This window comes from Pseudomonas sp. R3-57 (genome assembly GCF_051132065.1).
Classification (GTDB): Bacteria; Pseudomonadota; Gammaproteobacteria; order Pseudomonadales; family Pseudomonadaceae; genus Aquipseudomonas.
This window is the reverse complement of the sequence record NZ_CP071655.1, coordinates 4466339-4480059: the sequence shown is the minus strand read 5'-3', so window position 1 is coordinate 4480059 and position 13721 is coordinate 4466339. Positions and strand designations below refer to the sequence as shown.

13 protein-coding genes are annotated in these 13721 nt (G+C 61.4%); 6 read left to right on the top strand and 7 right to left on the bottom strand.

Going from position 1 to position 13721, the window contains the following annotated elements; genetic code table 11:
• The first annotated feature begins 39 nt into the window (after nucleotides 1–39).
• Both J3P93_RS20165 and J3P93_RS20160 read left to right on the top strand, forming a co-directional pair.
• The gene (locus J3P93_RS20165; protein ID WP_090282294.1) at nucleotides 40–474 is read left to right on the top strand and encodes a MarR family transcriptional regulator; all 435 of its coding nucleotides are present in this window, start codon (nucleotides 40–42) and stop codon (nucleotides 472–474) included.
• Nucleotides 475–601: 127 nt separating this feature from the next.
• Complete coding sequence (locus tag J3P93_RS20160) at nucleotides 602–2344, top strand: FimV/HubP family polar landmark protein (protein WP_434591137.1); 1743 nt, start codon at nucleotides 602–604, stop codon at nucleotides 2342–2344.
• 120 nt (nucleotides 2345–2464) lie between these two features.
• Here J3P93_RS20160 and J3P93_RS20155 read toward each other — a convergent pair whose 3' ends face one another.
• Complete coding sequence (locus J3P93_RS20155; RefSeq protein WP_434591134.1) at nucleotides 2465–4654, bottom strand: patatin-like phospholipase family protein; 2190 nt, start codon at nucleotides 4652–4654, stop codon at nucleotides 2465–2467.
• A 71-nt stretch (nucleotides 4655–4725) separates the two neighbouring features.
• Between J3P93_RS20155 and J3P93_RS20150 the strand changes: the two genes are divergently transcribed.
• Complete coding sequence (locus tag J3P93_RS20150; protein WP_090282296.1) at nucleotides 4726–5013, top strand: SelT/SelW/SelH family protein; 288 nt, start codon at nucleotides 4726–4728, stop codon at nucleotides 5011–5013.
• Here the strand turns inward: J3P93_RS20150 and J3P93_RS20145 are convergent.
• Both J3P93_RS20145 and J3P93_RS20140 read right to left on the bottom strand, forming a co-directional pair.
• Nucleotides 5007–5900 (bottom strand): DMT family transporter, encoded by an 894-nt coding sequence (locus J3P93_RS20145; protein WP_434591130.1) that lies wholly within the window; start codon nucleotides 5898–5900, stop codon nucleotides 5007–5009. The two genes, J3P93_RS20150 and J3P93_RS20145, sit on opposite strands and share 7 nt — an antisense overlap.
• 199 nt (nucleotides 5901–6099) lie before the next feature.
• Nucleotides 6100–6864: an AraC family transcriptional regulator gene (locus J3P93_RS20140; protein WP_434591128.1), complete on the bottom strand. Its 765-nt coding sequence runs from the start codon at nucleotides 6862–6864 to the stop codon at nucleotides 6100–6102.
• A 135-nt stretch (nucleotides 6865–6999) separates the two neighbouring features.
• Between J3P93_RS20140 and J3P93_RS20135 the strand changes: the two genes are divergently transcribed.
• A complete protein-coding gene (locus J3P93_RS20135; protein WP_090282299.1) occupies nucleotides 7000–7815 on the top strand; it encodes a UDP-2,3-diacylglucosamine diphosphatase in 816 nt (271 codons plus the stop codon).
• A 118-nt stretch (nucleotides 7816–7933) separates the two neighbouring features.
• Here the strand turns inward: J3P93_RS20135 and J3P93_RS20130 are convergent, their stop codons facing one another.
• Nucleotides 7934–8524, bottom strand: a complete 591-nt coding sequence (locus J3P93_RS20130) for an HD domain-containing protein (protein ID WP_434591126.1) — start codon at nucleotides 8522–8524, stop codon at nucleotides 7934–7936.
• A gap of 13 nt (nucleotides 8525–8537) precedes the next feature.
• Nucleotides 8538–8849, bottom strand: coding sequence for an Mpo1-like protein (locus J3P93_RS20125; RefSeq protein WP_434591123.1), 312 nt, complete (start codon nucleotides 8847–8849; stop codon nucleotides 8538–8540).
• A gap of 164 nt (nucleotides 8850–9013) precedes the next feature.
• Here J3P93_RS20125 and J3P93_RS20120 point away from each other — a divergent pair, with 164 nt between their 5' ends.
• Nucleotides 9014–10075, top strand: a complete 1062-nt coding sequence (locus J3P93_RS20120; RefSeq protein WP_434591120.1) for an AraC family transcriptional regulator — start codon at nucleotides 9014–9016, stop codon at nucleotides 10073–10075.
• Here the strand turns inward: J3P93_RS20120 and J3P93_RS20115 are convergent.
• Nucleotides 10032–11486, bottom strand: a complete 1455-nt coding sequence (locus tag J3P93_RS20115; RefSeq protein ID WP_090282303.1) for a TrkH family potassium uptake protein — start codon at nucleotides 11484–11486, stop codon at nucleotides 10032–10034. The genes J3P93_RS20120 and J3P93_RS20115 overlap by 44 nt on opposite strands.
• A 121-nt stretch (nucleotides 11487–11607) precedes the next feature.
• Between J3P93_RS20115 and J3P93_RS20110 the strand changes: the two genes are divergently transcribed.
• Nucleotides 11608–12174 (top strand): nitroreductase family protein, encoded by a 567-nt coding sequence (locus J3P93_RS20110; protein WP_203421176.1) that lies wholly within the window; start codon nucleotides 11608–11610, stop codon nucleotides 12172–12174.
• Nucleotides 12175–12285: 111 nt separating this feature from the next.
• Here the strand turns inward: J3P93_RS20110 and J3P93_RS20105 are convergent, their stop codons facing one another.
• Nucleotides 12286–13626, bottom strand: coding sequence for an ATP-binding protein (locus tag J3P93_RS20105; protein ID WP_434591116.1), 1341 nt, complete (start codon nucleotides 13624–13626; stop codon nucleotides 12286–12288).
• Between the last annotated feature and the right edge of the window lie 95 nt (nucleotides 13627–13721).

The following is a 13721-nucleotide window of genomic DNA, read 5'->3' as shown; positions in this document are numbered from 1 at the left end:
TTAGATTTTCCGTATTTTCAGTCTATCCGTGAGTGTTTTATGCCGTTAACCGATCAACACCGCTTTGGCATGCAACTGGCCCATATGTCCCGTGGCTGGCGTGCCGAACTTGACCGTCGACTGGCCGGGCTGGGGCTGTCCCAAGCGCGCTGGCTGGTGCTGCTGCACCTGGCACGGTTCGAAGAAGCGCCGACCCAACGTGAGCTGGCGCAGAGCGTCGGCGTCGAGGGGCCGACTCTGGCGCGCTTGCTCGATAGTCTGGAAACCCAGGGCCTGGTGCAACGTCAATCGGTGATGGAAGACCGCCGGGCGAAAAAAATCGTCCTCTGTGCACCGGCCTTGCCGTTGATCGAACAAATCGAAACCATTGCCACGCAACTGCGACGCGAGTTGTTCGATGGCGTCGACGAGGCGGATCTGAAGGTGTGCATGCGCGTTCACGCGCACATTCTGGGCAACCTGGAAAAGTCTTGAGGCATATCCACCTGCCGATTCTTGGAGAGATCGCGCTGAGCCGACTATAAGAACTACTGGGCAATATCGTGTTCGTACCGGATGTGCGAACGCATAGAAGTCGGTTTTGCTTATTTAAGGGATGCTCATGCTCGCAAGTCGGCACGTGGTACTGCGCAGTGGCGCCAAATGGCTGCTGGTCGCTGGCGTATTCAGTTATTCGGCCTGGTCGATGGCCTTGGGGCTGGGTGACATCACCGTTCATTCAGCCCTCAATCAGCCGCTCAAGGCCGACATTGCCCTGGTGGATGTCGGCGGGCTGACGCAAAACGATCTGGCGGTCAGCCTGGCCACCGCGGATGAATTCGCTCAGGCCGGGGTCGAGCGAGTGTTCTTTCTCAATGACCTCAAGTTCATTCCGATCCTGCGTGGCCAGCGCCAGATGATCCGGGTAACGTCGAGCAAGCCGGTCAACGAACCCTTTCTGAATTTCCTCGTGCAGCTCAATCAGCCCAATGGGCGTTTACTGCGTGAATACACCGTGCTGATCGATCCACCGGGTACGCCGGGTATCGTGCCGGCGACCGATGAGCCGGACCCCCGCGCACAATCCTCGGCATTTCCCACCGTTGAGCCCGTCACCCCGGCGCAGGCCGCTCAGGGCAAGCGTGAAACAGCGCCTGCGGCAACGCCCGCACCGGTCGACGACACCCAGGAGCAATTGGCCGCCAGCGAGTTGCTGAACCAGCAGTTGCAGAAAACCGTCGACGCATTGAACGCGAAGGTGCAGGCGCAGGATGTGCAGATTGCTGACGGCAAGAAGCAGATCACTGACCTGCAGACGCGGTTGGCCGAGCTGCAAAAAGCCCCGCCACCCGCTATTGTCGTGCCCACTGCCGCACCAGTGGTCACACCGGTCGAGCCTGCCGAAGACGGTTTGAACTGGCCCTTGCTCGGCGCTCTGGTGCTGTTGCTCGGCGCTTTGGCGGCGCTGTTCGTGCGCAAGCATCGTCGACAGCGGCTACGAGACGGCGAACCGCTGCCGCAGATGGCACCCCTTGCCGAGCCGCCGGCCGACGCGATGGACACTGCCGAGCCTGTCGCAACCCAAGTCAGTGCCGACAACCGCGAAGAGCCGACAGCCGGGGATGTCATGGAAGCGGTGGGCATCTACCTCGCCTATGGTCGGCTCAACGAAGCGGCGGGGGTTTTGCGTGATGCCTTGCACAAGGAGCCTGAACGCCTCGACCTCGGCCTGCAATTGCTCGAAGTGCTCGGGCGTCAGGGCGACAGCGCCGCGTATGAACAGCAGGAAAATCACCTGCGCGAACGCGGCATGGACGAGCAGCCGTTACGGGAAACGCGCGCCCGCCATCCGAAACTGGCCGGCACCGCGCCGCTGGCGCCTGCATTGTCGACTGTCGCGGCCGCGCCTGGGCTAGCCGCACAACCGCCGGCCGAGCATGACTTCGAACCGAAGCTGGGCGAATTGTCGATGGAGTCCAGTTGGGACCTCGAAGATACCCGCCAGGCACCGTCAGTCGAGAACTCCGACCTCGGTGCCGGCCTGGAAGTGCTGCCTCAGGATTTCGAACTGCCCGAACCGACGACCGGGGAAGATACAGAACTGGAGTGGATTCCCGAGCCAGAGGCGCAGCCGCTGGACGACGACTTTCTCAATGAGTTCGCTGATCCCAAGCCTTCGATAGTGCTCGAACCGCTGGATCTGCAGGCGCCTGAACCTGGCGCCTCGCAGAAGCTGGAACAGGCGCAGACCTGCATCGATGACGGCGACATCGACAGTGCAATCGCACTGCTCAATGAATTGCTCAAAGAGGGCGATGAACCATTGAAGCAAACAGCGCGGACGTTGTTGGCGGGGATTCGCTGATCCTGAACTATGTGTGGTGCGGCTGACTCCGCCATCGCGAGCAGGCTCACTCCTACATTTGAAATGCATCCCCCTGTAGGAGTGAGCCTGCTCGCGATAGCGGATTGTCAGACCAAACCACTAGAACGTCTGCCCCAGATTCAAATACACAGCCTGTTCATCCGCATCATTCAAGCCATAACTGAAATTCAGCGGCCCCAGCGGCGTATCAAAACCGATGAACACGCTGGCGGCGTTGATGTAGCCGCTGTCGAATTCATTGTCGTTGTTCCACGCCCGGCCGCGTTCCAGCGAGGCGCCGGCGTACAGTGGGAAGTCCAGCGGCAGATAGGCGCGAGGCGTCAGGCGACGGTAGAACACGGCGCGCATCAGGCTGATGTTCTGCCCGGAAATCGCATCTTCACGGAAACCCGACAACTGCCGCGCACCGCCAAGCAGAAAGCTCGACGTCACCACATTGGCGTCGTTGAGCGTGCGTCCGTAGCGCCCGCCGAGGATCAGCGTGTCCGGCCCATGGCTCATGGCTTTGTCGACCTTGAAATCCCACTGCCGATAACGCGTATCCGAACCGAGCCCCGGCTCGTACTGCACCAGGGTCAGGCTGATGTCCTTGCCCTCATGCGGGAAGTAAACGTTATCCAGCGAATCGTAGGAATACTTCAGCGCATAGAAACCTTCGTTGAAGTTCTCGCTCGGCAGATCCTGATCACCAATGCGCACATCGGCTTTGCCCCAGGCTTCGCCGACGCCGAAGCGCACTTCGCCGTTGTTGCCGATCTGGCGACCGAAGTTAAGGCCGAAACCGTAGCGCTCGACGCGATATTGCGCGATCGGGTCGTTATCCAGCACCGAGTCGACGTTCTGCGCTTCGAACGACGCGTACGGCGCGACGAAATACCGCGAGCCAACGTCCAGCGGTTGATAGAACTCGCTGTACAGCTCCTGTTTATCGCCGATCTGCGCGCGGGTCAGCCATTCCGCGCCGAGGCGGTTGATGCCATTGACGCGGTAGCTGGCGCCTAGGTTGAAAGCACTGTCGCCGCGCATGTCGTCCGACAGGTTGAGGCCGACGCGCAAATAATCGGTACCGCTGCGTTTGCCGCGGGCACTGATGACCAGAGTGTGATCGGCGCCCTTGTGCACCACGCGATATTGCACCTGTTCGAAATAGTCGAGGCCGTACAGCGTGCCCATGTCCGAGTGCAGACGGCCCAGATCCAGCGGCTCGCCTACGGGTTGGCGGATGTAATAGCGGATCACATCGTCGTCGACTTTCGAATCGTTCTCGACGCGGATCGCGGTGATGATCGGCGTGCGCTGGCCCGGTGAGCGCGCGGCGTTGAGTTCGGCGTCCTGGGATTGCGTGGGTTTGAGCACGGCGAGGCGCTTGTCGAGAATTCGAGTCGCGCGATAACCGGCGTCGATCATCTCCTGCGTCTTGCCGAAATCGGTCACGCCGTAAGCGGCCAGTGCCGGCTGGATCAGCACGTCCGTAGATTTCAGCGCAGCCAGTTGTTCTTCGGAGTTGCTGCGGGTCATCAGGGTGATCGACTGATTCAACACGTCGACCACCGTGGCCAGTTGCTTGCGATTGCGCAATGGCGTACCGATGTCGACCACGATGGCTACGTCAACACCCATTTGCCGCGCGACATCGAGAGGAATGTTGTCGGTCATGCCGCCGTCTACCAGCAGTCGGCCGTCGAGTTCGACCGGGGCGAACACCGCCGGGATCGACATGCTGGCGCGGATCACCTGGGGCAAATGACCTTTGCGAAACACCACTTTTTCACCGTTGGCGATGTCGGTGGCGACGGCGCGGAAGGGAATCGGCAGCTTGTCGAAGTCGCGGGTATCACTGGTATGCGCCAGCAGGCTTTCCAGCAGCAGCGCCAGGTTCTGGCCCTGAATTACCCCCAGCGGCAGGCCGAGGCTGCCGTCGTCGCGGAAGCTGAGCTTTTGTTTCACCAGAAAGTCACGGTCGTCCTGTTTGCGCCGGAACGGTACGTCTTCGCGCGGTGGTGCGTCGGACAGCGCGGCTTGCCAATCGATGCTCAGGGCGAGTTTTTCCAGCTCATCGACCTTGTAGCCCGAGGCGTACAAGCCGCCCACGACGGCGCCCATGCTGGTGCCGGCGATCGCATCGATCTTGATGCCTTGTTCTTCCAAGGCCTTGAGCACGCCGATGTGCGCCAGCCCGCGCGCCGCGCCGCCGGACAGCACCAGACCGATTTTCGGTCGCGGCGCATCGCTGGCGTGAACGAAAAATGGCAGGAAACCAAGCAGCAGGCAGAACAGCAAACGGCGCATTGTGAGTCTCGGGGCAAGCGATAAAGCCGGCTATTATAGCGGCGCCCTCTGTCTCAGGAGTTTCAGCGAACATGACTGTCGCAAAAGCAGAAGTTGTCATCACTTATTGCACGCAATGCCAATGGCTGCTGCGCGCCGCGTGGCTGGCGCAGGAACTGCTCAGCACCTTCGGCGACGACCTCGGCAAAGTGTCGCTGGTGCCGGGTACCGGCGGAATCTTCCACATCAGTTGCGATGGCGTGCAGATATGGGAACGCAAGGCTGACGGCGGTTTTCCCGAGGCCAAGGTGCTGAAACAGAGGGTTCGTGACCGAATCGACCCGGAGCGCGACCTCGGCCACAACGACCGCACTCAGTGAGAGGCGGCCTCGGCGGCGACCGCTTTCTTCTCGGCATGCCCGGACATCCGCGCTGAGACGACGATGGCGACAATGATCAGTGCGCCGCCAAGTAACATTTTCGGCGTCGGGTTCTCGTCGAACAGCAGCCAGGCGATGGTGATGCCGTAGACCGGCTCCATGGCGAACACCACCGCCGCCGTGCGCGCCTTGATCACCGCCAGACTGGCGACGAACAGACTGTGCGCGACCCCGGTGCAGAACACCCCGAGCAGGGCGATCCACAACCAGTCCAGCGCGCGCACTGCGCTCAGTTGCGGCGCCGCGACCGGCAACAGACACAGCGCCACCACGACGTTTTGGCACAACGCCGCCTGCACTGCGGGAATCCGCCCGGAGCTGGCGCGGTTGGTCAGCGACAACAGCGAAAACAGCAGCCCCGACAGCACCGACCAGAGCAGACCGATGGTCGCGCCGCTGCCTAGATCGAAAGCCGGGGTGACCAGAATCAGGCCAACACTGACCAACAGCACCAGCAGCATCTCGTTGGCGCGGATGCGTTCGCGAAAGATCAGCCCTTCGAGAATCACCGTGAAGGCCGGGAAACTGGCAAAGCCCAACGTCGCGATGGCCACGCCGGCGACTTTCACCGAGAGGAAAAAACTCACCCAGTGCCCGGCCAGCAATACGCCGCTGAGCGCGAGGCGACGCCAGTCCACGGCCTGGAGTTTTTGCCAGCCGTGCTGACTGGCGAAGCGGGCAAAGAAGGCGAGGGCGAGTACGGCGAACGCGGCGCGACCAAAGACGATCACCGCCGGCGAGGCGGCAGCGAGTTTGCCGAACACACCGGTCAGGCCAAACATCAAAGCGCCGATGTGCAGAGCGCCGAGGGCGGTACGCGGAGTCATTGCAATCCTTTATTTCATAAGACGTGGGACTTTGATCGTTCCCACGCTCCGCGTGGGAATGCCTCCAGGGACGTTCTGCGTCCAGTGACGCGGAGCGTCACGGGCTACATTCCCACGCAGAGCGTGGGAACGATCAGTGCGCAGATGGTCGTTCAGCGCTGTATTAAACCGCGAATCACCCGGCAAATCTGTCGGCAGGCTAGCGACTTTTGTCGCAGGAATCGCGGCGCAACTGACGCGGAGACGCGCCGAACTCACGCAGCACCGCAGCAGAAAACGCACTCTGCGAGGCATAGCCGACGCGGCAGGCGATTTCGCCGATCGGCAGCGGCGTGTCGCGCAACCATTGCACCGCCAGATGCAGGCGCCGACTGCGAATGTAGTCCATCGGCGTCTGCCCGCATTCGGCCATAAAGCGTGCGTGCAACCGTGCGCTGGACAACCCGGCGACCCGCGCCAGATCGGCGACTTGCAGCGGATAGGCAGCGTATTGCTCGATGTGCGCATCCAGCGCGGCATAGGGCAGGCGGCGAGCCGCGAGTTCGGCAGGTTGCGCGTGATTCAGACTGGCCAGCAGCAACACCGCGCCTTGCTGGGCAATCAACGGATCGGCGACCGGGCTGTTTGCCAGCCAACTGACCAACTGGCTTTGCCCCGCATCCAGCGACAACCGCCCCGGCTGATCGAGCAAGCGGCGACTGGCGTCGGCATGCTCACCCAGCGAATCCGTCAGCCATCCTCCGTCAGGAACGTCCAGCACCAGACACCGGCTGCCGCTGGGGCTGCCACAGGCGTGATGGGCGCCGGACGGAATCACCACAAAACTCTGCTGGCGCACCTGGCTGCCACAACCTTCGACCTCGAAATCCAGCGCACCGGACAGCCCGAATACCAATTGCGCGTGGTCGTGGCTGTGCACGATCAGGTCGCGAGTGTAGTGACGCAGGGTGAGGATCGGTCGCATGGCAGGCAGTCTCCGCAGTGGTCGCCAGTCTACACCGACGCCGCAAGGCTGCGTTGTCACAGGACTGACTTGCGCTTGTCATGGTCGATTCACCGGGCCGGTGCACGATGGCGAAAACATCGCAGAGGGTTGCCCATGACCAGCGCCGAGCTCGCCAGACCCAGCCGCAAGCAACGGGTGCGAACCCTGTGGATTTCCGACGTGCACCTGGGCACGCGCGATTGCCAGGCGGAACACTTGTCGAAGTTTCTCAAGGGTTATCACGCCGACAAGATCTACCTGGTCGGCGACATCATCGACGGCTGGAAACTGCGCGGCGGCATGTACTGGCCACAGGCGCACACCAACGTGATCCGCCGCCTGCTGACCATGAGCAAGCGCGGCACCGAAGTGATCTACGTCACCGGTAACCACGACGAATTCCTGCGCCGCTATTCGAAACTGATTCTGGGCAATATCCAGCTGGTCGACGAGGCGGTGCACGTCACCGCCGATGGTCGCCATCTGCTGGTGATCCATGGCGATCAGTTCGATGTGATCACCCGTTATCACCGCTGGCTGGCCTTCCTCGGCGACTCAGCCTACGAGTTCACCCTGACCCTCAATCGCTGGCTCAACCATTGGCGGGCGCGTTATGGCTATGGCTACTGGTCGTTGTCGGCGTACCTGAAACACAAGGTCAAAACCGCGGTGAGTTTCATCAGCGACTTCGAAGAAGCCATCGCCCATGAATGCGTCAAGCGCGAGTTGCATGGTGTGGTCTGCGGGCACATCCACCATGCCGAAATCCGCAAAGTCGGCGAGGTGGATTACCTCAACTGCGGCGACTGGGTGGAATCGTGCACGGCGTTGATCGAGCATTGGGACGGCACGATCGAGCTGTATCGGCTGGCGGATGCGCAGGCGCGCGAGGCGCAGCTCAGGGCGGCCAAGGTCACCGAACTGGCGTAGTTCTCGGCTGGCCGCACTGGCCTCATCGCGAGCAGGCTCACTCCTACAATTTGAAATGCGTTCCCCTGTAGGAGTGAGCCTGCTCGCGATGAACCGCGCAGCGGTTCCCGAGTCACCATCAGGCTGGGCTGTGTTGCTCCATCGCCGCTTTGTAGATCGAGTTTTTCGGCTGCGCAAACAGCCGCTCCATCATCGGCTCGAAAAAGCTCAACGGCAGCGTGTCATACATCGGATCGAACGCCGCCGCATCGTACCTGGCGCAGAATTCGGCGGTTGCCTGAAACTGCGGGTGTTCCTTGAACTGCTCGCGCAGGTGCCGATCCATGCCCAGGTGGTGAAAGAAGTAATAGCCCTGAAACACCCCGTGTTTCTCGACCATCCACAGATTTTCGGCGCTGACGAAGGGCTTGAGAATCGCTGCGGCAATGTCCGGGTGGTTGTACGAGCCGAGGGTGTCGCCGATGTCGTGCAGCAGCGCGCAGACCACATATTCCTCATCGCGGCCATCACGAAACGCACGGGTCGCGGTTTGCAGCGAGTGGGTCAGACGATCTACCGGAAACCCGCCGAAATCACCTTCGAGCAATTTCAGGTGCGTGACGATCCGCGCCGGCAGCTGTCTGGCATAGGCGCTGAAGTCGGCGGCGATGATCGCCCAGTCTTCCTCGGTGCCGTCTTTCATGTGGGTAAAGCGGGCAGTGGCATTCACGGGCAGAGCTCCTTCAGAACGCTACGCGACCCAGAATCATGTCGCGGTACATGACGAAGTCACCGAGCAGGCTGTACAGCGGATGCTGAAAAGTCGCCGGTCGATTCTTTTCAAAGAAGAAATGCCCGACCCAAGCGAAGCTGTAACCGGCCAGCGGCAAGGCCAGCAACAGCAGCCACGCGCCTTTGGCGATGGTCAGGGCGAGGATGAAAATCACCAGGCTGGTGCCGATGAAGTGCAGGCGCCGGCAGGTGCTGTTGCTGTGCTCGCTGAGGTAATACGGGTAAAACTCAGCGAAGCTGCTGAATTGCTTTACGTTTTCCACGACTGCGATCTCTGTGGTTATTGTTCTGGCGACGAGTTGTGCGGCGGGTAGCTTATTTGAGTCTAGAGTGATCATGGGGGTGGGCCAGTGACAATCGGCGCCACTTTAGTATCCTTCGCAAATCGGGCCGTGACATGTGGCCCATCATGTATAAGAAAAACGCCATGAGCGAACGAACGACTTCTGCAAGCTGGGCGATGGGGATTGTCAAAGCGCTGGAGATGGACGGCCTGGATTGCCGGGTTCTGTTCAAGCAACTGGGGCTCGATTACGCAGCGCTGGATGATCCGGATGCGCGTTTCACGCAGGACTCCATGACCCGGCTCTGGCAACGCGCGGTCGACTTGTCCGGTAACCCGGCGATCGGCCTGAACATGGGCAAGGTGGTCCGACCGGCCTCGTTTCATGTCGCCGGTTACGCGCTGATGTCGAGCAATACCCTGGCCGAAGGCTTTCAACGGCTGGTGCGTTATCAGCGCATCATTGCCGAAAGTGCCGACCTGAGTTTTCGTTTGCTCGATGAAGGTTACGGGCTGATTCTGACCGTGCATGGCGATCATCTGCCGCCGACCCGGCAAAGCGCCGAAGCCTCGCTGGCCTGTGCATTGGCCCTGTGCGGCTGGCTCAGCGGGCGCCCGCTGCACCCGGTCAAGGTGCTGCTGCAGGGCGATCAACCCGCCGACCTCGAACCGTATAAACACGCCTTTCACGCGCCGCTGGTGTTTGAGGCGCCGTACGACGCGCTGATTTTCAAGCGCGCCGACATGGAAGCGCCGCTGCCCACCGCCAACGAAGCGATGGCGCTGTTGCATGATCGTTTTGCCGGGGAATATCTGGCGCGGTTTTCCGAGAGCCGCGTGACGCACAAGGCGCGGCAAGTGCTGTGCCGCTTGCTGCCGCAGGGCGAGCCCAAGCGCGACACCGTGGCGCAGACACTGCATCTGTCGCAGCGCACCTTGCAGCGTCGCTTGCAGGAGGAGGGCACCAGTTTTCAGCAATTGCTCGACGACACCCGCCGCGAACTTGCCGAACAGTATCTGGCGCAACCGAGCATGACCTTGCTGGAAATCGCCTACCTGCTGGGCTTCGCCGACCCGAGCAACTTCTTCCGCGCCTTCCGCCGCTGGTTCGACACCACGCCCGGTGATTATCGGGCGCGGTTGCTGCAAGCGCCGACCGCGGTCAGTGACGCCAAAACGCCGGAATACACAGCACAAACACCGTAATGATCTCCAGTCGGCCGAGCAGCATGCCGGCCGACAGAATCCACTTGGCCGCATCCGGCAGGGTGGCGAAGTTGCCGGCCGGGCCGATGGTTTCGCCCAGTCCGGGGCCTACCCCGGACACGGTGCTCGCCGCGCCGGTCAGCGCAGTCATCCAGTCGACGCCGAGCAACGACAGCAGCAAGGCGATCACACAGATGGTGATGGCGAAAAAGAACGAAAAAGTCAGAATCGAGCGCACGATCTCTTCGTCGAGGCGATGACCGTTGTACTTCTGCTTGATCACTGCTCGCGGGTGAATCAACTGATTGAGGTTGGACTTGAGCAGGATATAGGCGACCTGAAAGCGGAAAATCTTGATCCCGCCCGCCGTCGAGCCGGAACAGCCGCCAACAAAGCCCAGGTAGAAAAACAACATCAGCGAAAAGTTGCCCCACAGGCTGTAATCGCCAAGGGCGAACCCGGTGGTGGTGACCACCGACGTCACGTTCAGCGCCACATGGCGCAGCGCTTCGAGCCAGTGCAGCTTGGTGGTCCACCAGTACCAGGTGCCGAGGACCAGCCAGGTCACCAGCAACATCGCCAGCAGCCCCTGCACTTGTTGATCGCGGATCAGCGCCTTGCGATTGCCGCGCAACGTCGCCACGTACAGGGTGAACGGCAGGCTGCCAAGGATCATCACCACGACCGCTACCCAATGCACCGCCGGCTGGGTCCACTTCGCCAGCGACTGGTCGGATGTGGAAAAACCGCCGGTGGAAATCGCCGACATCGCGTGGTTGATCGCATCGAACGGGCTCATCCCCGCCCACCAGAATGCGAGGCTGCCGAGGATGGTGATGCCGACATAAGCAGCCACGATCAGCCGCGCCACCATGTGCGAGCGCGGCATGACCTTTTCCGAGCGGTCTGAAGATTCGGTCTGGAACAGGCGCATGCCGCCGATGCGCAACAGCGGCAGAATCGCCACCGCCATGCCGATAAAGCCGATGCCGCCGATCCAGTGCAGCATCGAGCGCCACATCAGGATGCCCGGCGACATGGTGTCGAGGCCGTTGAGCACGGTAGAGCCGGTGGCGGTGATGCCCGACATGCTTTCGAAAAACGAGTCGGTGTAGCTGATGTGCTGGGTCAGCAGAAACGGCAGCGCGGCAAAAATGCACACCACCAACCAGCTGCTGACGGTCAGCAGATACATGTCTCGCGGACGCAGATGAACGTGTTCCGGACGGCCGGGAATCACCAGTGCGAGGCCGGCGACGAAGGTGATCATGCTCGCCCAGAGGAAGGACGGCAGGTCGCTGGTGCGCTCGAAAATCACCAGGGTAGCCATCGGCACGACCATGGCCACAGCCAGGGTAATCAGGAAAATGCCGATGATGAAACCAATGGTCCGTAAGGTCGGCAACGCCATGAAATCCGCTCGGGCTGATGGAAGAAGGGCGCCATTCTACCTGCGGGGCAGGGCATGTAAACCGGCAGGCGCTGCACAGTTAAAGCTAGAATAGCCGCACATTTTTCAAAGGAGGTGGCCGATGCAGGCTCTCGACGCGTTGCTCAACCGTGTTTCCGTTCCCCGACTGGTCGAACCGGCCCCCACTGCCGAGCAGCGCGAAGCCCTGTTTGGCGCCGCCTTGCGCGCGCCGGATCACGGGCATCTGCAGCCGTATCGTTTCCTGACCGTCGAAGGCGCCGCGCGTGAGCAAATGGGTGAGTTGCTGGCCGAGGCTGCGCAAATGCAGGCAGGCGAAGTCACCGAAGCGATGATCGACAAAGCCCGCAACGGCCCGCTGCGTGCACCGCTGGTGGTGGTGGTGATCGCCAAATTGCAGGAGCACGTCAAATACCCGAAGGCCGAGCAATTGCTCGCGGCCGGGTGCGCTGCGCATGGGATTTTGCTGGCGGCGTATGCGCAGGGGATTGGTGCGGTGTGGCGGACTGGGGATCTGGCGTATTCCAGTCATGTGGCAAAAGGCTTGGGGCTGGCAGAAGGCGAAGAAGTCATCGCGTTCTTGTACCTCGGTACGCCGCAGAAAGAGCCGCGTGTGGCTGAGAAAGTTGATCTGAGCGAGTTCGTCAGCGCCTGGCCCGGCAACGCCTGACATTCGCGATCAAATGTAGGAGTGAGCCTGCTCGCGATTGCAGTGTGTCGGTCAATTCTTTATCAACTGACACACCGCAATCGCGAGCAGGCTCACTCCTACAGAGTTTGTTCAGGGCTGGACGTTAATCCCAGGCACTAACGGCAATTCCAGACTCGCCACAAACCCACCCTGCGGATGATTCGCCAACACCAGCGAGCCGCCATGCCGCTCCGCCGCCCGCTTGGCAATCGCCAGGCCCAACCCATGCCCTGCCGCCGTCTGCCCCGGCGCCCGATAAAACGGCTCACCCAATTGACTCAGATGCTCAGCCTGCACGCCCGGGCCATGGTCGCGCACGCTGATGACGATCCGCTCGCCCTGACGCGAGGCCTGCAATTCAATCGGCTGCTCCGGCGGATTGAAGCGCTGGGCATTGCGCAGCAAGTTATCGACGGCACGCTCGATCATGGTCGGCCAGCCTCTGAGATTCAATTGCGGCTCGGCCTGCAGGCGCACAGTCTGCTCCGGCGAGCCCAGTTGCGCATCCTTCTGCAAGGCGCCGAGCAGCGTGTTCAGGTCCACCTCTTCAGCGCTGGCGTTGTCGGCATCGACCCGCGCCAATACCAGAATTTCACTGATCAAGGCTTCCAGCCGATCGCATTCGCGGGTCAGCCGTGGCCAGAGTTTTTCCCGTTCTTGCGGATTCGCCCGTTCCGCCAATGCCAGGGCGATGCGCAGCCGTGCCAGTGGCGAGCGCAATTCGTGGGAGACATCGCGCAGCAACTGACGCTGACTGCCGATCAGGCTTTGCAGGCGCGCGCCCATGCGGTTGAAGTCGGTGGCGAGGACGCCGAATTCATCGCGGCGGTTGGCCAGTTTGGCCAGGCTGTTCTGCTGATAAGTGGTTTGCCCCAGATCATGCACCGCGCCACGCAAGCGGCTGAGGGGGCGGGTGATCGAGAAAGTCACCAGCAGGCTGAACAGGGTCAGTACCACCAGCGCGATGCCCAGCGCACTCAGCGGCCAGAGCAGGCTTTCGCGGTGCCACGCGTCGAGTTCCGGGTGCGGTATGCGGTAGATGAACAGATAAGTGTCACCGGTTTTTTCACTGGTGATCTCATCGGTCAGACGCCGCCACGGCAGGCGGCGGTCGTCGTTGTTCTGCCGCGCTTCGAACGCGGCGGCACGGCGCGGGAAGGTGCCGCGTACGACCGGGTCGCCGGTTTCATTGAGTACTTGAACGTCGATGTGATACTGGCGCTTGCGCTGTTCGAGGATGTCCTGCGCGGCTTCTTCGCCCTGGGCTTCGTAGGTTTGCGTCCATTCACTGGCCAGCGTATTGAGGCCGGGATGGCGGCTGAGAATCCACGCGTCCTGGTTGAGCATGTGCCCGAGCAGAATCGACAGCCCCGCGACCAGAGCAATCGCCAGCCAGAAGCTCGCGAGAATACGCCAGAACAGTGAACGCACAGAAAGTCCTCAAAAAACACACAAAACCCAATGTAGGAGTGAGCCTGCTCGCGATAGCGGTCTATCAGCCAAATCATGCTTGTCTGACACACCGC

Coding starts and splice junctions, on each gene's coding strand:
- J3P93_RS20135 (WP_090282299.1), top strand. CDS start 7,000: ATGACCAGCGCCGAGCTCGCCAGACCCAGCCGCAAGCAACGGGTGCGA.
- J3P93_RS20155 (WP_434591134.1), bottom strand. CDS start 4,654: ATGCGCCGTTTGCTGTTCTGCCTGCTGCTTGGTTTCCTGCCATTTTTC.
- J3P93_RS20145 (WP_434591130.1), bottom strand. CDS start 5,900: ATGACTCCGCGTACCGCCCTCGGCGCTCTGCACATCGGCGCTTTGATG.
- J3P93_RS20165 (WP_090282294.1), top strand. CDS start 40: ATGCCGTTAACCGATCAACACCGCTTTGGCATGCAACTGGCCCATATG.
- J3P93_RS20115 (WP_090282303.1), bottom strand. CDS start 11,486: ATGGCGTTGCCGACCTTACGGACCATTGGTTTCATCATCGGCATTTTC.
- J3P93_RS20160 (WP_434591137.1), top strand. CDS start 602: ATGCTCGCAAGTCGGCACGTGGTACTGCGCAGTGGCGCCAAATGGCTG.
- J3P93_RS20110 (WP_203421176.1), top strand. CDS start 11,608: ATGCAGGCTCTCGACGCGTTGCTCAACCGTGTTTCCGTTCCCCGACTG.
- J3P93_RS20120 (WP_434591120.1), top strand. CDS start 9,014: ATGAGCGAACGAACGACTTCTGCAAGCTGGGCGATGGGGATTGTCAAA.
- J3P93_RS20140 (WP_434591128.1), bottom strand. CDS start 6,864: ATGCGACCGATCCTCACCCTGCGTCACTACACTCGCGACCTGATCGTG.
- J3P93_RS20150 (WP_090282296.1), top strand. CDS start 4,726: ATGACTGTCGCAAAAGCAGAAGTTGTCATCACTTATTGCACGCAATGC.